Annotated in this window: 18 protein-coding genes, 1 other RNA gene and 1 other annotated feature; of the genes, 16 read left to right on the forward strand and 3 right to left on the reverse strand. The window is 39.0% G+C overall.

Annotation, left to right across the window (positions count from 1 at the left end):
* The first annotated feature begins 72 nt into the window (after nt 1-72).
* The gene (gene yajC / locus ACFX4E_RS01310; protein WP_013059316.1) at nt 73-336 is read left to right on the forward strand and encodes a preprotein translocase subunit YajC; all 264 of its coding nucleotides are present in this window, start codon (nt 73-75) and stop codon (nt 334-336) included.
* Between the two features lie 35 nt (nt 337-371).
* Here the strand turns inward: yajC and ACFX4E_RS01315 are convergent, their stop codons facing one another.
* A complete protein-coding gene (locus ACFX4E_RS01315) occupies nt 372-755 on the reverse strand; it encodes a TIGR04086 family membrane protein (protein ID WP_013085105.1) in 384 nt (127 codons plus the stop codon).
* Between the two features lie 146 nt (nt 756-901).
* Here ACFX4E_RS01315 and ACFX4E_RS01320 point away from each other — a divergent pair, with 146 nt between their 5' ends.
* Nucleotides 902-1555, forward strand: coding sequence for a DUF421 domain-containing protein (locus ACFX4E_RS01320; RefSeq protein ID WP_405105263.1), 654 nt, complete (start codon nt 902-904; stop codon nt 1553-1555).
* A 20-nt stretch (nt 1556-1575) separates the two neighbouring features.
* Here ACFX4E_RS01320 and spoVB read toward each other — a convergent pair whose 3' ends face one another.
* A complete protein-coding gene (gene spoVB / locus ACFX4E_RS01325) occupies nt 1576-3186 on the reverse strand; it encodes a stage V sporulation protein B (RefSeq protein WP_082595471.1) in 1611 nt (536 codons plus the stop codon).
* A 64-nt stretch (nt 3187-3250) separates the two neighbouring features.
* Between spoVB and ACFX4E_RS01330 the strand changes: the two genes are divergently transcribed.
* The 6 genes from ACFX4E_RS01330 to dtd all read left to right on the forward strand — a co-directional run bounded on the left by ACFX4E_RS01330 (nt 3251) and on the right by dtd (nt 11791).
* Nucleotides 3251-3544 (forward strand): post-transcriptional regulator, encoded by a 294-nt coding sequence (locus tag ACFX4E_RS01330; RefSeq protein WP_025750585.1) that lies wholly within the window; start codon nt 3251-3253, stop codon nt 3542-3544.
* 137 nt (nt 3545-3681) lie between these two features.
* The gene (gene secDF, locus ACFX4E_RS01335) at nt 3682-5919 is read left to right on the forward strand and encodes a protein translocase subunit SecDF (RefSeq protein ID WP_098331500.1); all 2238 of its coding nucleotides are present in this window, start codon (nt 3682-3684) and stop codon (nt 5917-5919) included.
* A gap of 140 nt (nt 5920-6059) precedes the next feature.
* Complete coding sequence (recJ, locus tag ACFX4E_RS01340) at nt 6060-8399, forward strand: single-stranded-DNA-specific exonuclease RecJ (protein ID WP_377238335.1); 2340 nt, start codon at nt 6060-6062, stop codon at nt 8397-8399.
* A gap of 18 nt (nt 8400-8417) precedes the next feature.
* The gene (locus ACFX4E_RS01345) at nt 8418-8930 is read left to right on the forward strand and encodes an adenine phosphoribosyltransferase (RefSeq protein ID WP_013059309.1); all 513 of its coding nucleotides are present in this window, start codon (nt 8418-8420) and stop codon (nt 8928-8930) included.
* Between the two features lie 185 nt (nt 8931-9115).
* Nucleotides 9116-11314 (forward strand): RelA/SpoT family protein, encoded by a 2199-nt coding sequence (locus ACFX4E_RS01350; protein ID WP_013059308.1) that lies wholly within the window; start codon nt 9116-9118, stop codon nt 11312-11314.
* A 15-nt stretch (nt 11315-11329) separates the two neighbouring features.
* Nucleotides 11330-11791 carry a D-aminoacyl-tRNA deacylase gene (dtd, locus tag ACFX4E_RS01355; protein ID WP_028410584.1) on the forward strand — a complete coding sequence of 154 codons (462 nt, stop codon included), beginning with the start codon at nt 11330-11332 and terminating at the stop codon, nt 11789-11791.
* On the opposite strand, the gene ACFX4E_RS01360 is transcribed toward dtd, so the two are convergent.
* Nucleotides 11782-12666, reverse strand: coding sequence for an N-acetylmuramoyl-L-alanine amidase family protein (locus ACFX4E_RS01360; RefSeq protein WP_377238336.1), 885 nt, complete (start codon nt 12664-12666; stop codon nt 11782-11784). The genes dtd and ACFX4E_RS01360 overlap by 10 nt on opposite strands.
* Nucleotides 12667-12832: 166 nt before the next feature.
* Here ACFX4E_RS01360 and ACFX4E_RS01365 point away from each other — a divergent pair, with 166 nt between their 5' ends.
* From ACFX4E_RS01365 to pstA, 8 genes are all read left to right on the forward strand, one after another.
* Nucleotides 12833-13009, forward strand: coding sequence for a hypothetical protein (locus ACFX4E_RS01365; RefSeq protein ID WP_013059305.1), 177 nt, complete (start codon nt 12833-12835; stop codon nt 13007-13009).
* 87 nt (nt 13010-13096) lie between these two features.
* Nucleotides 13097-13329, forward strand: a binding site (T-box leader).
* 68 nt (nt 13330-13397) lie between these two features.
* On the forward strand, nt 13398-14666 hold the full coding sequence (hisS, locus tag ACFX4E_RS01370) for a histidine--tRNA ligase (protein ID WP_028410586.1): 1269 nt from the start codon (nt 13398-13400) through the stop codon (nt 14664-14666).
* Between the two features lie 12 nt (nt 14667-14678).
* On the forward strand, nt 14679-16457 hold the full coding sequence (gene aspS, locus ACFX4E_RS01375; RefSeq protein WP_028410587.1) for an aspartate--tRNA ligase: 1779 nt from the start codon (nt 14679-14681) through the stop codon (nt 16455-16457).
* A gap of 118 nt (nt 16458-16575) precedes the next feature.
* Nucleotides 16576-16757, forward strand: a non-coding RNA gene (ssrS, locus tag ACFX4E_RS01380) — 6S RNA.
* A gap of 162 nt (nt 16758-16919) precedes the next feature.
* Nucleotides 16920-17684: a tRNA threonylcarbamoyladenosine dehydratase gene (locus ACFX4E_RS01385; RefSeq protein ID WP_028410588.1), complete on the forward strand. Its 765-nt coding sequence runs from the start codon at nt 16920-16922 to the stop codon at nt 17682-17684.
* 422 nt (nt 17685-18106) lie between these two features.
* Nucleotides 18107-18991, forward strand: a complete 885-nt coding sequence (locus tag ACFX4E_RS01390; RefSeq protein WP_028410589.1) for a phosphate ABC transporter substrate-binding protein PstS family protein — start codon at nt 18107-18109, stop codon at nt 18989-18991.
* 124 nt (nt 18992-19115) lie between these two features.
* Nucleotides 19116-20003, forward strand: coding sequence for a phosphate ABC transporter permease subunit PstC (gene pstC / locus ACFX4E_RS01395; protein ID WP_013059300.1), 888 nt, complete (start codon nt 19116-19118; stop codon nt 20001-20003).
* Nucleotides 20000-20929 (forward strand): phosphate ABC transporter permease PstA, encoded by a 930-nt coding sequence (gene pstA / locus ACFX4E_RS01400; RefSeq protein ID WP_028410590.1) that lies wholly within the window; start codon nt 20000-20002, stop codon nt 20927-20929. Before pstC ends, pstA begins: the two co-directional genes overlap by 4 nt.
* Nucleotides 20930-20957: the final 28 nt, after the last annotated feature.

The following is a 20957-nucleotide window of genomic DNA, read 5'->3' on the forward strand; positions in this document are numbered from 1 at the left end:
GTCACTACAGGAATTTTCATCAAATTTATGAATGAGTACCTGTTGATAATATAAATAAAAGGAGGAGTTTTCATGGGAGTTTTACAAAATATTTGGCCATTACTTTTAATGTTTGTCATTTTCTATTTCTTGTTAATCCGTCCACAGCAAAAACGTCAAAAAAACGTACAGCAAATGCAATCAGCACTTAAAAAAGGTGATAAGGTTGTTACAATTGGCGGTATGCACGGTTTGGTAGACGCAATTGATGAGTCACAAGTTGTGGTTCGCAGCACTGACGGTTCAAAATTAACGTTTGACCGCAATGCTATTCGTGAAGTAAGAAGCGTAGATTAATAAAAAAACGTCACGTACATGTACGTGACGTTTTTTTATGCTTCTCGTGAACCGGCAATGTTTACGCCAACAATTCCCCCTAGAATAGCGACTCCAATAAATCCAGCGTGAAATAAGAGCTGCTGTGCAGAAAACAGGTGACTATAGCCGAGGAATTGTAGTAAAAACATTAAAAAAGAATAAGAAACACCAGTGGCTCCTCCAACGAGAAGTCCCTTTGAACCGTTTCGGCCTCCCGCGATAAATCCTCCGATAAACAGTGTAATAAATGAGAGAATAAGTAAAAATAAACGTACGGATTGCTCTTCAAGCGATGTGAATTTTAAAATAAGCGAAAAGATAATGCTAATCGCTAAAGCCATCACTAAGATTGTTGCTACTCCTGCAAATACAGCGTTGCTCATTCGTTTTGCACCCAACTTGTTTCCCCCTCATGAAATAAAAAGATAGGTGAACCCTTAGTACGAGCATATTCGGGATGACTTCAAAATAGACGCATAAAAGTAAGGCTATTTTAAAATAAATGGTACAAACTACAAGGGAATACATAAAGGAGGTCTTTGCAGTGGAACTATTGATCATGGTTGCGCGAACCGTGCTTTTATATGTAGTAGTTTTAATTATTTTTCGCGTTATGGGTAAAAGGGAAATAGGAGAACTGAGCATTTTGGATTTAGTTGTCTTTATTATGATTGCTGAAATGGCAGTAATGGCTATTGAAAACCCAAAAGATCCCTTGCTGTATTCAATTCTTCCGATGTTAACGCTTCTTATTATTCAAATCGGCTTAGCTATATGGTCTCTTAAAAGCAATCGAATGCGAAATTTTATTGATGGCAAACCTAGTATTATTATTGAGAATGGAAAAATAAACGAACATGAAATGAAAAGGCAGCGATATAACTTCAATGACTTGCTCGTGCAGCTGCGTGATAAAAATATAAAAAATGTAGCTGATGTTGAATTTGCTATTTTAGAATCTTCAGGAAGGCTATCCGTGTTTGAGAAAGATCAGCAATCAGGTGAAAAAGGCAATTTGAATTTGCCTTTTATCATTGACGGCATTATTCAAGAAGAGCATCTGCTGCATGAACATAAAACGACGGAATGGTTAAGGACAGAGCTGGAAAAGCGAGGGTATTCAAACTTAGATAAGATTTCATATTGCAGCTACGACAACGGAAAATTTTTTATAGATTTGGTAGATGTGAAACAATAAAACGCGGATTGCTCCGCGTTTTATTTTCGTTTAAAATAGCGTAAAACAGAAAAACGGTTTAATTCTTCCTTTGTTATCAGTCTAAAAAGCAGCAAAAACAGTACGTATACAATGCTTGTAAGTGCAATCGATAAAACGGTTCGTAAGCTCAAAGGGATGGAAGTGAAAAGGTTCATATAAGCGAAGTGTCCGGTAAAACCTGATATTCCCATTACAGAAAAACTGCGAAGATACTCAAACACATGAATCTTATATGTGATTTTTTTCATGACGGTAGACAGGTGTAAAAGAGTGACAAGCATCATTCCCACAACAATTGCAAGACCAGCTCCCATAATGCCTAGATTTGGCTGAGTTGCGAGTAAGAAGATAAGAGATGTTTTGACCGCTGCTCCTATAAAACTGTTAATCATGGCTGCTTTTGCAAGGTCTAGCGCCTGCAGAACAGCTTGAAGCGGCCCTTGAAAGTAATAAAAGATAAAAAAAGGCGCCATTACTTTGACAAAAATAGCAGCTTTGTCAGAACCATACATCAATTCCATTACCGGATTAGCAAATACATAAAGAACAACAACGGCCAGTCCGCCTGTTACAAACGACAAGCGGAGAGCTTGATGAAGCCGATATTCGATTTGCTTCATTTGATTCTGTGCAAGAGATTCACTGATTGCGGGAACCAAAGATGTGGATAGAGACACCGTTACAAAAGAAGGCAGCATCAGGAGAGGGAGTGCAAAGCCTGTTAATTCCCCGTACTGCTTCGTTGCTACAGCTGTCGCTACTCCTGCAATTGCTAAACTTTGAGCTACTACAATCGGTTCTAAAAACCAAGAAATTGACCCAATCATGCGGCTTCCTGTCGTGGGAAGAGCGATTCGCATTAAGTCAAAGAACGTATCTTTGCCCGCATGTAAAGAAGCAAAAAATTTTCGTCTTACCGTTATTTTCTTCTTTCGCTTGAACATAAACACCATATAAAACAGTGAAGCTAGTTCTCCAAATACAGAAGATAGCATAGCGCCAGCCGCAGCGTACTCAATTCCATAGGGCAAAAATGCTTTTGTACATACGGCAATTAACGTAATGCGCACCACTTGTTCGATAATTTGAGAATAAGCAGCAGGCTTCATTTGCTGCTTTCCTTGAAAATATCCGCGAATGACAGACGAGACGGCGATGATTGGAATAACTGGAATAATCGCAAGCAGCGGATAGATCGTACGTGAATCTGTAAAGAAGGTTTTTGCTACAACGGGAGCGAATAATATTAGTCCGAGCGTAAATAAAACGCTCAGCGTACACGTAATACTTAAAGAGACGACAAGTATTTTTTTTATTTTATGCCTGTCACCTAAAGCTTCTGCTTCTGCCACTAACTTGGATATGGCAACCGGTAGCCCAAGCTGTGTTAAGGTGATTACTAATACCAGCGTGGGGACCGCCATCATATAAAGTCCCACACCTTCGTCTCCAATCATTCGAGCCACCACAATTCGATTGACAAACCCGAGTACACGTGTAATTAAGCCAGCAATTATTAAAATAATAGTTCCCTGTAAAAATTTAGACATATACTCACTGCTTTCTTGAGGTTTATACAGTGAATATATGCGCCCCCGGTGTCCAAGCATGACAAGTATTCCTCATACGAGAAAGAAATTTTACGCGAAATGTCAAACAGAAAGGAGGATCGATATGACACATCCATTTATTTCAGCTTCGAAAGAACTTATACAGCCTGTCTTATCCAGCAAAATGGAAGAATTTCATATGCTTGGATATGAAGAAGTAACGGAGAACGATTTATTGAGTTATTTAGAAATGAAAAAATGGAAAAAAGAAAAGGAGCTATCTCTCCATCAAGTGGTAAATGATATTTTATCTGTTAAGATCACGCAGGTGATGAGCTATGTAACAATTGAATCTTATAAATCTGATATGTTCTCAAGTGTTAATAATGGAGAAGACTGGAAAGAATTATTAAAGTAGAGCTTGTAAAATACATGTAATAAAATTTGATAAGGTCTTTATTTGACAGACATTAGGTTATGAATGATAATTAGATTGGTCATTTATCTATTGTTATCATTTCATGTTTTTTACATAAGAAGGAGGATTTTCTGTCGATGGTTAAAAGAGGACGTATCGTTGCCTTTTTCCTCTTAGTACTGCTTGTGTTTAGTACAATCGGAACAACGATGACTGGAATTACAAAAGATATTAAACTTGGCCTCGACCTTCAAGGTGGATTTGAAATTTTATATAAAGTCAGTCCAGCTAAAAAAGGCGATGTCATTGACAAAAAGGCACTTAACAGCACGGTTGAAGCGCTGCGTCAACGTGTCGATGTACTGGGAGTTAGTGAGCCCAGCATTCAAATTGAAGGAAACGATCGTATCCGCGTTCAGTTAGCTGGTGTCACGAATCAAAAGCAAGCCAGGGATCTGTTATCCACTCAAGCAAACTTAACGTTCCGTGACGTGAACGATAAGGTGCTGATGGATGGTACAGACTTAGCGCAAGGCGGAGCAAAGCAATCGTTTGACCAAAGCAACCAGCCTAGCGTCTCACTAAAGTTAAAAAATGCGAAAAAATTTGAAAAGATCACGCGAGAGCTTTCTCAAAAACCAGCACCTAACAATTTAATTGTCATTTGGCTGGATTATGAAGAAGGAAAAGACTCATACCAAAAAGAAGCGACAAAACAAAATCCGAAGTATCTATCTGCAGCCTCTGTTAGCAGCGTGTTAACACAGCCAGATGTTGAGATTTCAGGTGGAAACTTCACAGTGAAAAGTGCAACGCAGCTGGCGGAATTGCTAAACGCCGGGTCGCTGCCGGTTAAATTGGATGAGCTATACTCTACATCCGTTGGAGCACAGTTCGGAGAAGAAGCTCTTCATACCACTATATTAGCGGGTATTATCGGCATCGGAATTATCTTCCTTTACATGCTGTTTTTCTATCGTTTACCGGGGCTTATTGCCGTTATTACACTCAGTTTCTATATCTACTTGAACTTAGTTGTATTTGACTTGATGCATGTGGTTATGACGCTTCCAGGTATCGCGGCTCTTATTCTCGGCGTAGGTATGGCAGTAGATGCAAATATTATTACCTACGAGCGGATTAAAGATGAACTCAAAACAGGAAGATCCGTTATATCGGCATACCGGGCAGGAAATCGTCGCTCTCTTGCCACCATTTTTGATGCCAATATTACAACGATGTTAGCGGCTCTTGTACTGTTCTTTTATGGTCAAAGTTCAGTAAAAGGATTTGCTACGACGTTAATGATCGGGATTGTGCTAAGCTTTGTAACTGCTGTTTATGGTACTCGTTTACTAATGAGTCTTTTAGTAAACAGCCGCTGGTTTGATAAAAAACCAGGCTACTTTGGCGTGAAGAAAGAGCAAATTCACGATTTAAGCAAAGATGACGGCACAACCGTTTTACCTACAGCGTGGGATAAAATTGACTTTGTTAAATACCGTAAAGCGTTCTTCACGTTTTCAAGTGTGCTCGTCATTATCGGTATTATCTCGGTTGCCGTGTTCAGGCTGAACCTCGGTATTGACTTTACAAGCGGAACTCGCATAGAGATTCCGGCAAATCATACCGTTACGCAGGCTGAGATACAGCGCGAAATGAAGTCCCTTGATATCGAAACGGATGACGTAGTTATTACAGGGAAAAGTAATGATACGGGTGTCGTACGTGTAGTCGGGGTCTTGAATAAAAAAGAAATTGCCAATTTAAAAGATCACTTTAAAGATAAATACGGTTCTGAACCAAATGTAAGCACCGTTTCGCCGACAGTTGGAAAAGAACTGGCAAAAAATGCAATGATGGCGATTGTAATTGCTTCAATCGGAATTATCATTTATGTAACGATTCGATTTGAATTTTACATGGCGCTTGCAGCCGTGCTTGCTCTGTTGCATGATGCGTTCTTTATCGTTACTGTTTTCAGCTTAACGAAGTTAGAGGTTGATTTAACGTTTATTGCTGCTGTCTTGACGATTGTTGGTTACTCAATTAACGATACGATCGTTACGTTTGACCGCATTCGTGAAAATATGCAGAAATTTAAATCCAAAACGTTTGACGACTTGGCGTTTATCGTAAATCTAAGTTTGCGTGAAACGTTTACTCGCTCAATGAACACCGTGTTAACAGTTGTGATTGCAGTTGTAGCACTTCTTCTATTCGGAAGTGAATCGATTCAAAACTTCTCAATTGCTCTGTTAGTAGGTTTAATCCTTGGTGCATATTCATCTGTGTTTATTGCTGCTCAGCTATGGCTTGTGTGGAAAGGAAAACAGTTGAAGCGTGAGGAACAAAAAGAAGTAGAAAGCAAGTAATTCAAAAACGTGCGAAGTATTCGCACGTTTTTTTGTGCGTCAAAATTCAAGACGTACTGTCAGAAAAATGTGCTTATTTTCTTTCGTTGCTCCATTTCATCCACTCTAGTATAATAATGTGGGTTAAGGGGTGAAGAGACATGTTACAGTCAAAAAAACGTTGGAATGTTCGAGAATGTGATGAACAACTTGTTAATGAATTTGTAGAAAACCTCAATATTACACCTCTAGTAGCTTCGTTATTACTTAATAGAGGCATGACAACAGTAGAAGCGGCGCGTGAGTTTTTACACGTTGATGCACAAACGTTCCACGATCCGTTTTTGTTGCACGATATGGACAAAGCAGTAGCTCGTATTCAGCAAGCAATTGATCATAATGAAAAAATTATGATCTATGGAGATTACGATGCTGACGGCGTCAGCAGCACTTCTGTTATGTTATCTGCTTTACAGCAGCTTGGCGCTGATGTTGATTTTTATATTCCTAATCGCTTTACAGAAGGTTATGGGCCGAATAAGGCGGCATTTGATAAAATAAGCGCAGGCGGCTATCAGCTGGTGATTACGGTAGACACAGGTATTTCGGCAGTCGAAGAAACTGCGTATGCACGTGAATTAAACTTTGATTTAATTATTACGGATCACCACGAGCCGGGGCCGGTTTTACCGGATGCTTATGCAATTATTCATCCAAAGCTGCCGGGAAGTACATATCCATTTAAAGAACTGGCAGGTGTAGGAGTGGCTTTTAAACTCGCTCATGCGCTGTTAGGGGAGCTTCCGGAACATCTGTTAGAACTAGCAGTAATTGGGACGATTGCTGACTTAGTTCCTTTAGTGGACGAAAACCGCTTAATTGCTCGCAAAGGTCTTGATTATCTCAAGCTCACGAAGCGCACGGGAATTGAAGCGCTGCTGAGCGTATGCGGAGTAAAACGTGAAGAAATTAATGAGGATACAATTGGATTTGCGATGGCTCCTCGCATTAATGCAGTAGGACGTCTTCAAGATGCTGATCCAGCTGTTCATTTACTTATGACGACAAATGCTGAAGAGGCAAAAGGTTTAGCTAAAGAAATTGATGCGTTAAACAAGGAAAGACAGCAAATCGTAAACGATATTACAGAAGAAGCCGTTGAATTTGTTGAGAGTATGTATCCTCCGGATGAAAACAGCGTTCTTATTGTAGAGGGAGAAGGATGGAATGCAGGCGTTGTTGGAATTGTCGCTTCTAGGCTCGTAGAAAAATTCTATAGACCAACAATTGTACTAAGTATTGACTCTGAAAACCGTATTGCCAAAGGTTCAGCAAGAAGTATCGAAGGTTTTGACTTATTCGCGAACTTATCTAAGTGCCGTGACATTTTGCCGCATTTTGGAGGGCATCCAATGGCAGCCGGCATGACATTAAACAGCGATGATGTAGAAGAGCTGCGCAGACGTCTTAATGAACAAGCAAGCAACGTGTTGACCGAACAGGATTTTATTCCAATTACATCAGTTGATACAGTATGCACAACAGAGGAAATTACGCTGGAAAACATTGAACAAATGAGTGCGCTTGCTCCATTCGGTATGCATAACCCGAAGCCAAAAGTTCTCATTAAAGATGTTCATACAACATCTATGCGGAAAATTGGTGCTAATAAAAATCATTTAAAACTCGTATTTGAAGACAGCGGTGTATCGGTTGATGCAGTAGGATTTGGGTTAGGCTATATATTAGATGAAGTATCTCCTATAGCTAAAGTATCATTAGTAGGTGAACTATCTATTAATGAGTGGAATAATATGCGCAAGCCGCAGCTGATGGTGGAAGATATTTCTGTAGATGAATGGCAGATGTTTGATTATCGCAGTGCAGTTGATGTCAAACGTTTCTTTCAGCAGGTATTTACGGATCAAATGAAAGTTGTTGCTTTTCACGCTTCAACAATTGATAAATACAAGTCGCTGCTGCCGATGGAGCATGTTGTTCTTATTCAAGATGAAGAACAGGCAAAAGCATGTATGTTTGCAGGGGAACAGATCGTTTTATTAGATTTGCCTCCTTCACAGAAATGGCTTGAATGTTTGTTTGTCCAAGGTATCCCTGCTAGAATATACGCTATTTTCTTAACGGAAGAAGACCATTATTTTGATACAATTCCAACTCGCGATCATTTTAAATGGTTTTATGGCTTTTTAGCGAAAAAGGGTCCATTTGATTTAAAACGCTACAAAGAAGATTTAGCGATTCATAAGGGCTGGTCACAAGAAACGATTGATTTTATGGCAAAGGTGTTTTTTGAGTTAGAATTTGTTACAATAAACAATGGCTTAATTTCGTTAGTGAAAAATTCTGCGAAACGTGATTTAATAGAATCTGCGACTTATCGCCAAAAGCAGCAGCAGATTGAAATAGAAAAAAACTTTATTTATACGTCATATGTACAGCTTAAAAATCAATTTCAAGATATTTTTAAGCGTTCGATTTAATGAGGAGGCAACATTAGAATGAATTTTAAAGATTATATTACAATTGTACCTGACTGGCCAAAACCAGGTATTACATTTAAAGATATCTCAACATTAATGGACAATGGTGATGCATACCGTGCCGCAACGGATGAGATTGTAAAATATGCCAATGATAAACAAGTTGATATTATCGTAGGGCCAGAAGCTCGCGGATTTATCGTTGGTTGTCCAGTAGCATATGCGTTAGGTATCGGTTTTGCACCTGTTCGTAAAGAAGGAAAATTACCGCGTGAAGTAATCAAAGTAGATTACGGTTTAGAATACGGTAAAGACGTATTAACGATTCACAAAGATGCAATTAAGCCAGGTCAGCGCGTGTTGATTACAGATGATTTATTAGCAACAGGCGGTACAATTGAAGCGACAATTAAGCTTGTCGAAGAATTAGGCGGAATTGTTGTTGGAGCTGCGTTCTTAATTGAACTTTCTTACCTTGACGGCCGTGACAAACTAGACGGTTATGATGTATTCACATTAATGACGTATTAAGAAGAACAATCACATAAAAAAGAGTACCTGATACAGGTGCTCTTTTTTCGTTAAAAAACGTTAATACGTAAAATGGAAATGATGTAAATTTGATAAATTAAACGCAAAGGCTTTACATCCTTGGATTTTTTCAAGATAATAGTTACAATATGAATTAAAAATGCTAGTTGATAAAAGGTGATTTCATGGCAAATGAGCAAGTCCTAACAGCGGAACAGGTCATTGACAATACGAAGCGATATTTAAATGAAGAAGACGTGGCTTTTGTACAAAAAGCATATGATTTTGCAAAAGAAGCTCACAAAGAACAATATCGCAAGTCGGGTGAACCATATATTATCCACCCGATTCAAGTCGCAGGAATTTTAGTTGATCTAGATATGGATCCAGCAACAATTGCAGCTGGATTTCTACATGATGTGGTTGAAGATACAGAGATAACACTAAAAGATTTAGAAAAAGCTTTCAATGAAGAAGTAGCAATGTTAGTAGACGGCGTAACGAAACTGGGAAAAATTAAATATAAGTCTAAAGAAGAGCAGCAGGCTGAAAATCACCGCAAGATGTTTGTAGCAATGGCTCAAGATATTCGAGTCATACTGATCAAACTTGCGGATCGTCTTCATAACATGCGTACGCTAAAGCATTTACCGCAGGAAAAACAGCGACGCATTTCAAATGAAACGCTTGAAATTTTTGCTCCTCTTGCTCATCGTCTTGGTATTTCAAAAATTAAGTGGGAGCTTGAAGATACAGCTTTACGTTACTTAAATCCTCAGCAATATTATCGCATTGTAAATTTGATGAAGAAAAAGCGTGCGGAACGCGAGCAGTATTTGGCTGAAGTTATCGATGAAGTTCGAGAGCAAGTAGATGAAGTGTCGATTAAAGTTGAAATTTCAGGACGTCCAAAACATATTTATTCCATCTATCGTAAAATGGCACTGCAAAACAAGCAGTTTAATGAAATTTACGATTTACTAGCTGTGCGCATTATTGTAAATAGCATTAAAGACTGCTATGCGGTGTTAGGAATTATTCACACGTGCTGGAAGCCAATGCCAGGACGGTTCAAAGATTATATTGCAATGCCAAAACAAAATATGTACCAGTCTCTTCATACGACGGTTATCGGACCAAAAGGTGATCCGTTAGAAGTTCAAATTCGAACGTTTGACATGCACCAAATTGCTGAGTATGGAATTGCTGCTCACTGGGCTTACAAAGAGGGAAAAACAGCTGAGCATGCTTCATTTGAAGAAAAGTTGACGTGGTTTAGAGAAATTTTAGAATTTCAAAATGACGCAAACGATGCAGAAGAGTTTATGGAATCTCTAAAAGTTGATTTGTTTTCTGACATGGTTTACATTTTTACGCCAAAAGGCGACGTCATTGAGCTTCCTTCGGGTTCTGTTCCAATTGATTTTTCCTATCGTATTCATTCTGAAATCGGAAATAAAACCATTGGAGCAAAAGTCAATGGCAAGATGGTTACGCTTGATTACCGTTTGAAAACGGGGGATATTATCGAAATTTTGACGTCTAAGCATTCGTATGGTCCAAGCAAGGACTGGTTAAAGCTTGCTCAAACGTCTCAAGCCAAAAATAAAATTCGCCAATTCTTTAAAAAGCAAAGCCGCGATGAAAATATTGAAAAAGGCAAAGAGCTGGTTGAAAAAGAAATTCGTCAAATGGAGTTTGACTTAAAAGAAGTATTAACAGCTGATAATATCAAACGAGTAGCGGAGAAGTTTAATTTCTCAAACGAAGATGATATGTATGCAGCTATTGGGTATAACGGATTAACTGCGGCTCAAGTAGCTAATCGTTTAACCGAGAAGTGGAGAAAGCAGCGCGATCAAGAACAAGAGATCCAAATTGATGATATTGCACGCGACACTGCGGCCAAGCGTGTTCGCCAGCATAAGCGAAAAGATTCCGGGGTTATCGTACCGGGTGTAGAGAACATGCTGATTCGCTTGTCTAAATGCTGTAATCCAGTTCCTGGAGATGAGATTGTTGGTTTTATTACAAAGGGACGGGGAGTATCTGTTCATAGAGCAGATTGTTTAAACGTTCACACAGATGATGCTGAAAGCCGTCTTATTCCTGTAGAGTGGGAAACACATATTAAAGAAGGCAAAGAGTTTAACGTGGAAATTGAAATTTCAGGATACGACCGCAGAGGCTTACTAAATGAAGTTCTGCAGGTTGTAAACGAGACTAAAACGAATATTTCAGCCGTTTCAGGAAAATCGGACCGAAACAAAATGGCTACGATTCATATGTCAATTTCTATTCATAACATCAGTCACCTTCATAAAGTGGTTGAGCGCATTAAGCAGCTTCGAGACATTTATTCAGTTCGCCGAATTATGCATTAAGAAAGGTCGTTATACATGAGAGTAGTCGTACAAAGAGCAAAGAATGCAAAAGTAACTGTTGCAGGTGAGACGGTCGGTGAGATTAAGCAAGGATATATGCTTTTAGTGGGCATTACCCATGACGATACTGAAGCTGATGCAGAGTATGTAGCAGATAAAATTGTGAATTTGCGAGTGTTTGATGATGAGTCTGGCAAAATGAATTTGTCGCTTCTAGATGTAGAAGGAGAAATTTTATCGGTATCTCAATTTACGCTTTACGGAGATTGCCGAAAAGGCAGAAGACCAAACTTTATGGGAGCTGCTAGGCCAGATCATGCTGTAACGCTTTACAACTATTTTAATAAAATATTATCAGAAAAAAATGTTCGAGTAGAGACCGGCGCATTTGGTGAAATGATGGACGTATCATTTACAAATGACGGACCGGTCACACTTATTGTAGAAAGCAAAGAAAAAACGCAGACTCACAGATGAGCCTGCGTTTTTTCTTTGCTTTGAAAGTAATGATTTAACCCTTCAGCGATAGCGGACGTCATCATTTGCTGATAACTGATGGAATTAATATACGTTTCTTCCCGTTGGTTGCTTAAAAAGCCCAGTTCAATTAATGTACTTGGACGTGTATTTTCGCGAAGAACATAATAGTTTCCAAAACGTTCTCCTTTGTCTTTCAATTTTGCATGATTAATAAGGGACTGATGAATAGAATGTGTGAGTGGACTGTCCTGATGCTGATGGTAATAATACGTCATAAGGCCAGTTAGCTGTGAGCTGTTCGTACTGTTGTAGTGAATGCTTATAAAAGCATCTGCTTTAGTCGATTGCAGCGTGCGCTGTGAAAGTAGAAGGTACTTATCATGGGTGCGGGTTAAAATGACGTGTACGCCTTCTTTTTGAAGTTTGTTTTGTAAAATAAGTGCTGTTCGGAGAGTGAGGTCTTTTTCATATGTGCCCTGTGTGCCGATGGCTCCTTTGTCTTTTCCTCCATGGCCTGCATCAATAATAATTGTTTTGCCCTTTAGGTGCCGCAAGCTTTTACTCAGCGTATAAACAGGCTGGCGCTGCGCTACCTGCATGCTAGGCTGAACGCTGCTGAGCGCTACGGTTTTCGTGAATTTTTTAAACACCCATCCTTGAATATCCGAGCTTTCTACATAATACCAATCTCCTTGACGGTCTGAAACGGATAGTCTTGTATTCTTCGTCAATTTATTTGTAATTGAAAATGAACGTCCTGGACCGCTGCGTACATGAAGAGAGTCAGCTGTTACAATAATGGGTTGATGCACCGGTACATTTGGGCGCTCAAATGAGGACGAGCACAGTAACAAAAGGATACTTGCAGTCAAAACAGATACAGACTTCATGTTAAGATGGCGAATAGATAGACCTCCTTTTTATAACAAAATAGAGTATTCGATGAAAATAAAAAAAATCCTTTCTCTTATGTAAAAACATCTTTTTTGGGCAATGCTAATAAAAGGATAAGTAAGTGTAGGCAGGGAGGAAGAAACAATGAAGTTTAGTGAAAAAGGTGAACAATCATTTCAGCAGGTAAATCCGGTATTTGGCATTCATTTTCATGATTTTATTGACAGAGAAAGTGAAGCTTCATCCCTTGAATTGGCTTCTGAATTTGGTTTAACGCTTCGAGATATTCAGAAACTAAGAAAACAATTAGACCGCTCTTAACATGAAAGGTGCTTGACAACTGCTCATTTCATTCGTAATATAGAAAGCAATTGCTAAATTAAAATGAATGTATAACATTTTTATATTGATAAGCCAAAGATCGAGAAAAGTAGTAAAGATGACACATGGCTAGAGAGGAAATGTCTTAGGCTGAAAGCATTTCTACATGATGACTTTATGAAAGAACACTCAGGAGGCTTCACTCTGAAAAGGGAAACTTAGTAGGAGATGAACGTGTTCGTGCGTTAACGAAATGAGTGGAAACATGTCATATGTTTCAATTAGGGTGGTACCACGTGAGATCAACTCTCGTCCCTACTATGGAAAAATAGTAGAGGCGAGAGTTTTTTTGTATTGTAAATTTTAAATATAGGAGGCATATCACGTTATGTCAGTTCAAATACCTAGAGGCACACAAGATATTTTACCGGGCAAAGTAGAATATTGGCAGTTTGTTGAACAGCGAGCAAGAGAAATCTGCCGTGCGTTCAACTACCAAGAAATTCGTACACCAATGTTTGAACACACTGAATTATTTTTGCGCGGAGTGGGAGAAACAACAGATATCGTGCAAAAAGAAATGTACACATTTAAAGATCGAGGTGACCGCAGCTTAACGCTTCGCCCAGAAGGAACAGCTGCAGTTGGACGATCATTTGTGTCAAATAAGATGTTTGGAAATCCAACGCAGCCAACCAAGCTGTTTTATATTGGCCCTATGTTTCGCTATGAACGACCTCAAGCGGGACGTTTCCGTCAATTCGTTCAGTTTGGTGTAGAAGCATTAGGGGTAAATGATCCAGCTATTGATGCTGAAGTTCTTGCCCTGTTAATGAGCTTTTACCAATCGCTTGGATTGAAAAAATTAAAGTTGGTTGTTAACAGTTTAGGAGATACAGAAAGTCGTCAAGCTCACCGTCAAGCGCTTATTGACCACTTTGCACCTCGCATTGGAGAGTTTTGCAGCGACTGCCAAAGCAGATTGGAGAAAAATCCTCTTCGTATTTTAGACTGTAAAAAAGATCGGGACCATGAACTGATGGCTACAGCGCCGTCTATTCTTGATTATTTAAATGACTATTCAAAAGAATATTTTGAAAAAGTACAGCAGTACTTAACCGATTTAGACATTGACTATGTTGTAGATCCGACGCTAGTACGCGGGTTAGATTATTATAATCACACAGCATTTGAACTAATGAGTGAAGCAGAAGGATTTGGCGCCATTACAACTCTTTGTGGCGGAGGCCGTTATAATGGGCTGATTCAAGAAATCGGCGGACCTGAAACACCGGGTATCGGATTCGCTTTAAGTATCGAACGCTTATTATCTGCATTGGAAGCAGAAGGAATTGAGCTTCCGGTAGAAACAGGCGTAGATTGCTATGTAGTAACTATGGGCGATGAAGCAAAAGAAAAATCCGTTTCAATTGTGAATACGCTTCGACGTGCAGGCTTTGTAGCCGATAAAGATTATCAAGATAAAAAAATGAAAGCTCAGTTTAAAGCAGCTGATCGTGTACAAGCAAAATTTGTTGTTGTTCTAGGTGAAGATGAGCTAGCAAAACAAGTTGTAAACGTAAAGAATATGGAATCTGGCGAACAGCAAGAAGTATCAATTGATCAATTGGTCAGCTATTTGCAAGAACAAGTATAAGGGGGAACCATGATGACAAAACGTTCATACTACTGTGGTGATGTAACAGAACAAGCAACTGGCGAAACAGTTCTATTAAAAGGATGGGTTCAAAAACGCCGTGATTTAGGGGGATTAATCTTTATTGATTTACGCGACCGCGGCGGAGTTGTACAGGTTGTATTTAATCCTGAAAAATCTGCTGAAGCGCTAAAAATTGCTGAAGATGTACGTAATGAATTCGTACTGGAAGTGCAAGGAACTGTTGTAGCTCGTGAAGAGGGAACCGTTAACCCGAACTTAAAAACAGGTAAAATTGAAGTTCACGCTGAGCAGATTACGGTATTAAACAAAGCCAAAACACCTCCTTTTGCTATTGCGGATCAAACGGAAGTATCAGAAGATGTTCGATTAAAATATCGTTATTTAGATCTTCGACGTTCTGAGATGTTTAACACGCTTAAAATGCGCAATGACATTACAAAAACAATTCGTGACTTCTTAGATCAAAATGACTTTTTAGATGTTGAAACACCTATTTTAACGAAAAGTACGCCAGAAGGCGCACGTGATTATCTTGTACCAAGCCGCGTGCACGAAGGGGAGTTTTATGCTCTTCCTCAATCACCGCAAATCTTCAAGCAGCTGCTAATGGTAAGCGGAGTTGAGCGTTATTATCAAATCGCTCGCTGCTTCCGTGATGAAGACTTGCGTGCAGATCGTCAGCCTGAATTTACTCAAATCGATATTGAAACATCATTTTTATCTCAAGAGGACATCATGACAATGACGGAAGAAATGATGTCTAAAGTAATGAAGCGCGTAAAAGATTTAGATATAACGACGCCTTTCCCGCGCATGTCATATGATGAAGCGATGAGTCGCTACGGTTCAGATAAGCCGGATACACGTTTTGAAATGGAGCTAGTCAACTTATCAGAGCTTGTGAAAGACTGCGGATTCAAAGTATTTAGCGCAGCAGTTGAAAACGGCGGAGAAGTAAAAGCCATTAACGTAAAAGGTGCCGCTTCTAGCTATTCACGTAAAGATATCGATGCTCTAACAGAGTTCGTGAAAATTTACGGTGCTAAAGGGTTAGCATGGCTGAAAGTTGAAGCTGACGGCTTAAAAGGACCGATTGCAAAATTCTTCAATGAAGATGAGCAAAAGCAATTTGCGGAAGCTCTTCAAACGGAAGAAGGAGATTTACTTTTATTTGTAGCTGATAAAAAGTCAGTTGTAGCAGATGCACTTGGCGCTCTTCGCCTAAAGCTTGCAAAAGAACAAGGAATTATTGATGAAACGAAATTTAACTTCCTATGGGTAACAGATTGGCCTCTTCTTGAGCATGACGAAGAAGACAACCGTTACTACGCGGCTCATCATCCATTCACAATGCCAGTTCGTGAAGATTTACCAATGTTAGAAAGCGATCCTGGACAAGTCCGTGCACAAGCATATGACTTAGTATTGAATGGCTACGAACTTGGCGGAGGATCTTTACGTATTTACGAGCGTGATATTCAAGAAAAAATGTTTAAAACGCTTGGATTTACATTAGAAGAAGCATATGAGCAGTTTGGTTTCTTACTTGAAGCATTTGAATACGGTACTCCTCCTCACGGCGGAATTGCGTTAGGTCTTGACCGTTTAGTTATGCTTCTAGCAGGACGCACAAACTTGCGTGATACAATTGCCTTCCCTAAAACAGCAAGTGCAAGCTGTCTATTAACAAATGCACCTGGTGAAGTAAGTGAAGCGCAATTAGACGAGCTGCATTTGCAGGTAAAAAAGCAAAAAACAGAAGCGTAATCGATTGAACCGTCTGTTAAATCGAGCCTGTCACGTTCCAGTGACAGGCTCGATTTTTTTGTTTTACTTATTAATTGCAAAGTGATTTTTTCTGTGATAAGATACTTTCAAGAACTAAATAGTCCTGATGTGTTCGTCCTTAATCCAGTTTTGACCGAACAATTTTTTGCTTGGGAGCTCGGAGTTTTTAACGAGCGTACATGCCTCATCTCGAGGACTTACAATGGTTAAAGCAGAGCACCCACCTGCCGAGAGCGGGTTCAAAACGAAGGCACTCGAGACGGCACGATCGGGACTAGCATACATATAAAAAATCCTCTATGTAATTATTTGCATAGAGTTTTTTTATGGATAAATAACGAATGCTCATGTTCGTTTTGCTAAAAATATGGTATAGTCAATTTCGTTGTTTATTTGAATTATTCATACACGTTAGTGTATTTAATAGAGGAGTGTTTTAACATGTTGCATCAGTTTTCGCGTAATGAACTGGCGATAGGAAAAGAAGGGCTAGCTACTTTAAAAGGCAGCACAGTTGCTATTTTAGGGATAGGAGGAGTAGGGTCGTTTTCTGCTGAGGCTTTGGCTAGGTCAGGAGTAGGGCGTTTAATTCTTGTAGATAAAGACGATGTTGATATTACAAACGTAAATCGTCAAATTCACGCGCTGCTTTCTACGGTAGGTCAGCCCAAGACAGAATTAATGAAACAGCGTATTTTAGATATTAACCCAGACTGTGACGTCGTTTCTCTTCAAATGTTTTATACGGAAGAAACGTATGAAGAGTTCTTTAGTTACGAACCGGACTTCGTAGTGGATGCATCCGATACGATTTCGTATAAAATTCATTTAATGAAAGAATGTTTAAAACGTGATATTCCGATTATTTCAAGTATGGGTGCTGCGAATAAAATGGATCCAACACGTTTCAAAATTGCAGACATTTCAAAGACACATACAGATCCGATTGCAAAAGTGGTTCGTACTCGTCTGCGTAAAGAAGGAATTCGCAAAGGAATTAACGTCGTTTTTTCTGATGAACGTCCAATCGTTATTCGCGAAGAAGTTCGCAAAGAAGTAGGAAACGATCAAGCGCAAATTCGAAAAGCGAAAATGCCCCCATCTTCTAATGCTTTTGTTCCATCTGTAGCAGGATTAATTATGGGCGGTCATGTTATCAATGAATTATTAACTGATATTAAGATTCGCCGCGTAGGTGATCAATAAAAAGAAGGCTATCGCAGCCTTCTTTTTTTTATGGAAATATCTGTTCTATTTATGCTTTGGATGGAATCTTCTGTTTGATATGTATAAAAAGTACTAATAAATTGAAAAATATGGCTTGATGGTGAATTTACACTGTATTAAAAAAAGAGATTTATGTAAATTTATTTAACGCTTTATTTACATAAAATTTACGTTTTGGCTTTCTTTCTTTTGTATCTTCTACAGTAATGTCCAGAAAGTCTTATATATCAAGGGTTTTAATAGAAATAAGAAAAAATAAACCCCAAATAAGTAAGTTTACAGTAACTTAAAATTCACTTCATATAAAGACAACAATCTACTCGTATAATGTGTCTTGTACCTGTTGTTCGAGTACAAAGGACTAGTACTAATTACACATATATTTATTGGAGGGTAATGTAATGAAAACAAAGGGTTTTAAAGTAACATTAGCAGCTTTTTTAATGGTAGGAGCACTAGCAGCATGTGGTAAAGACGGAGCAAGCAACGACAGTGGTTCGGGCAGCAAAGAAGAAGTGTCAGGTACGTTAACAGCAGCGGGATCTACAGCTTTACAACCACTTGCAGAAGAAGCAGCGAATGGAATTACTGAAAAATATCCAAACCTTTCAGTAACGGTACAAGGTGGAGGTAGTGGAACTGGTGTTAACCAAGTAGCATCAGGAGCAGTTGACATCGGAAACTCTGACGTTCCAGCAGCCGATAAAATCGAAGATAAATCAAAAGCAGATAAACTTGTCGATACGAAAGTAGCGGGCATTGGGTTCGCACTTGTTGTAAATAAAGATGTAAAAGTAGAATCGTTAACACAAGAGCAAATTCAAAAGATTTTCTCTGGTGAAATTAAAAACTGGAAAGAAGTTGGCGGAAACGACGAAAAAATTAACGTAATCAACCGTCCAGCATCATCTGGTACACGTGCTACATTCGAGAAAACATTAATGGGTGACGCAAAAGTAAATGACAGCGTTGGTACAGCTCAAGATTCAAACGGAGCGGTTGAGCAATCAGTAAACTCAACGCCAGGAGCAGTAAGTTACCTTGCTATGTCGTATTTAATTGGCGATAAAAAAGAAAGTCTAAAAATGCTTAATATTGATGGTGTGGAGCCAACAACAGAAAACATTGTTTCTAAAAAATATCCGTTTTGGTCTTATGAGTACATGATTACAAACGGTGAGCCAAAAGATGGTGCAAAAGAGTACATTGACTATGTAGCTGGTAAAGACTTTGCTAAGCAAGTAGAAGATATGGGATATATCCCAATGACTGAGTTCAAAAAATAAGAGTGTTTTTAAAAAGAATAGGGCTGACTAACACAGTCAGTCTTATTCTATTTGAATGTTAATAAAGTATATAGCGAATAAAAAGAAAAGCGAATATATACTGAATATGTAAGGAGACAGAGCGATGAAGGGGAAAAAATCCATTAATTATGTAAAAAGCGAATACATTGGCCGTACGCTTTCTACATTTTGCGGTATTTTAATTGTACTTGTTACGTTAGCTATTATCGTATTTATTTGTGAAAAAGGCATACAGTCATTTTTACAAAGTAATATATCAATCGGTGAAATGTTGACTTCAACAAAATGGAGCCCAAACAATAAAGAATACGGGGCACTTGTGTTTATCCTGGGTTCCATGCTTGTATCGATCGGAGCCGTTATTATAAGTGCTCCAATTGGAATTGCTATCGCCATTTTTAACAACTATATTTCGCCTAAATTTGGGTCAACGGTTTTACGACCGGTTTTAGAACTTTTAGTCGGAGTTCCTTCAGTGGTATACGGCCTTTTAGGGGTTACCATTTTAGTACCGCTTCTTCGCGATAACTTCGGCGGAGTGGGCTTTAGTTTGATTGCCGGAATTATTGTCTTAAGCGTCATGATTCTTCCGACAATTGCAAGTATTGCTGACGATGCAATTCGAAGCGTAGCACCTGAATATTTAGAAGCTTCTTATGGACTAGGTTCAACAAGATGGCAGGCAATTAGCCGAGTCATTATTCCATCTGCTAAAACAGGTATTTTAACAGGTATCGTGTTAGGGCTTGCCCGCGCATTCGGAGAAGCGCTAGCTGTTCAAATGGTTATCGGAAATACGGTTAAGCTTCCTGAAAGCTTATATAGCCCAACGGCAACATTAACAGGTATTTTAACAATGGATATGTCTAATACGCTAAACGGAACGGCATGGAATAACGCATTATGGACGTTAGCCATGATTTTACTGCTTATTTCTTTCGTGTTCATTTTAATTATCCGAGCAATTGGGAAACGAGGTGCTCATCAATGAGAAACAAAAATGCACGCACAGTAAATAATATATGGACAGGTATTTTTTATGGCATTGCCGCTCTAGTTGTGTTGCTATTAGTGTATTTAGTTGTTGAAATTATCGCTAAAGGCTGGGGATTTTGGGATCCGAACTTTTTATTTGGAAAGCCAAGCAATACGATGGCAGGAGGCGGTATCGGACCACAGCTGTTTAACTCGTTCTACATGCTTGTTTTAACGCTGATCATTTCTATTCCTCTTGGTTTAGGAGCCGGAATTTACTTAGCGGAGTACGCGAAGCAAGGTCGTTTTTTAAATTTCGTCCGCTTATGTATTGAAACAATGGCGTCATTACCGTCCATTGTAGTTGGTTTATTTGGATTATTAATTTTCGTCACATTTTCCGGCTGGGGCTATACGCTTATCGGCGGAGCACTTGTGATTACAATTTTGAATTTACCGGGTTTAACGCGCGTATGTGAAAGTGCGATTGCATCTGTTCCTGCGAGTGTAAAAGAAGCAAGTTTAGGTTTAGGTGCAACTAAATGGCAGACAATTGTCAAAGTCGTCATTCCATCAGCGATTCAACAAATTATCACAGGCGTTATTTTAACAGCGGGACGAATCTTTGGAGAGGCAGCTGCGTTGATTTATACGGCTGGCTTAACGACGCCGATGTTAAATTCAAATGCCGACTTAACAAGTCCTGTAAACCCGTTTAATATTTTTCGACCAGCAGAGACGCTTGCCGTTCACATTTGGAAATTAAACTCTGAAGGAATCGTACCTGATGCAAGATTGATTGCAACAAAGTCAGCTGCTATTCTAATCATTATGGTTCTGTTATTTAACATAGTCGCTCGTTTAGTCGCTAAACTTTTAGACAGCTACTTTAAAGGTTCAACAAAAACGAAAAAACGAAAAGACGTTAAAAGTGCAGCTTAATAGATAAAGACAAAAAAGAAAATGGCTT

Origin of the sequence: Priestia sp. YIM B13491 (assembly GCF_042787605.1) — a bacterium.
Taxonomy (GTDB): domain Bacteria; phylum Bacillota; class Bacilli; order Bacillales; family Bacillaceae_H; genus Priestia; species Priestia megaterium_E.

Coding starts and splice junctions, on each gene's coding strand:
- dtd (WP_028410584.1), top strand. CDS start 11,330: ATGAGAGTAGTCGTACAAAGAGCAAAGAATGCAAAAGTAACTGTTGCA.
- ACFX4E_RS01385 (WP_028410588.1), top strand. CDS start 16,920: ATGTTGCATCAGTTTTCGCGTAATGAACTGGCGATAGGAAAAGAAGGG.
- ACFX4E_RS01365 (WP_013059305.1), top strand. CDS start 12,833: ATGAAGTTTAGTGAAAAAGGTGAACAATCATTTCAGCAGGTAAATCCG.
- ACFX4E_RS01345 (WP_013059309.1), top strand. CDS start 8,418: ATGAATTTTAAAGATTATATTACAATTGTACCTGACTGGCCAAAACCA.
- pstC (WP_013059300.1), top strand. CDS start 19,116: ATGAAGGGGAAAAAATCCATTAATTATGTAAAAAGCGAATACATTGGC.
- pstA (WP_028410590.1), top strand. CDS start 20,000: ATGAGAAACAAAAATGCACGCACAGTAAATAATATATGGACAGGTATT.
- yajC (WP_013059316.1), top strand. CDS start 73: ATGGGAGTTTTACAAAATATTTGGCCATTACTTTTAATGTTTGTCATT.
- hisS (WP_028410586.1), top strand. CDS start 13,398: ATGTCAGTTCAAATACCTAGAGGCACACAAGATATTTTACCGGGCAAA.
- ACFX4E_RS01390 (WP_028410589.1), top strand. CDS start 18,107: ATGAAAACAAAGGGTTTTAAAGTAACATTAGCAGCTTTTTTAATGGTA.
- aspS (WP_028410587.1), top strand. CDS start 14,679: ATGACAAAACGTTCATACTACTGTGGTGATGTAACAGAACAAGCAACT.
- recJ (WP_377238335.1), top strand. CDS start 6,060: ATGTTACAGTCAAAAAAACGTTGGAATGTTCGAGAATGTGATGAACAA.
- ACFX4E_RS01350 (WP_013059308.1), top strand. CDS start 9,116: ATGGCAAATGAGCAAGTCCTAACAGCGGAACAGGTCATTGACAATACG.
- secDF (WP_098331500.1), top strand. CDS start 3,682: ATGGTTAAAAGAGGACGTATCGTTGCCTTTTTCCTCTTAGTACTGCTT.
- spoVB (WP_082595471.1), bottom strand. CDS start 3,186: ATGCTTGGACACCGGGGGCGCATATATTCACTGTATAAACCTCAAGAA.
- ACFX4E_RS01330 (WP_025750585.1), top strand. CDS start 3,251: ATGACACATCCATTTATTTCAGCTTCGAAAGAACTTATACAGCCTGTC.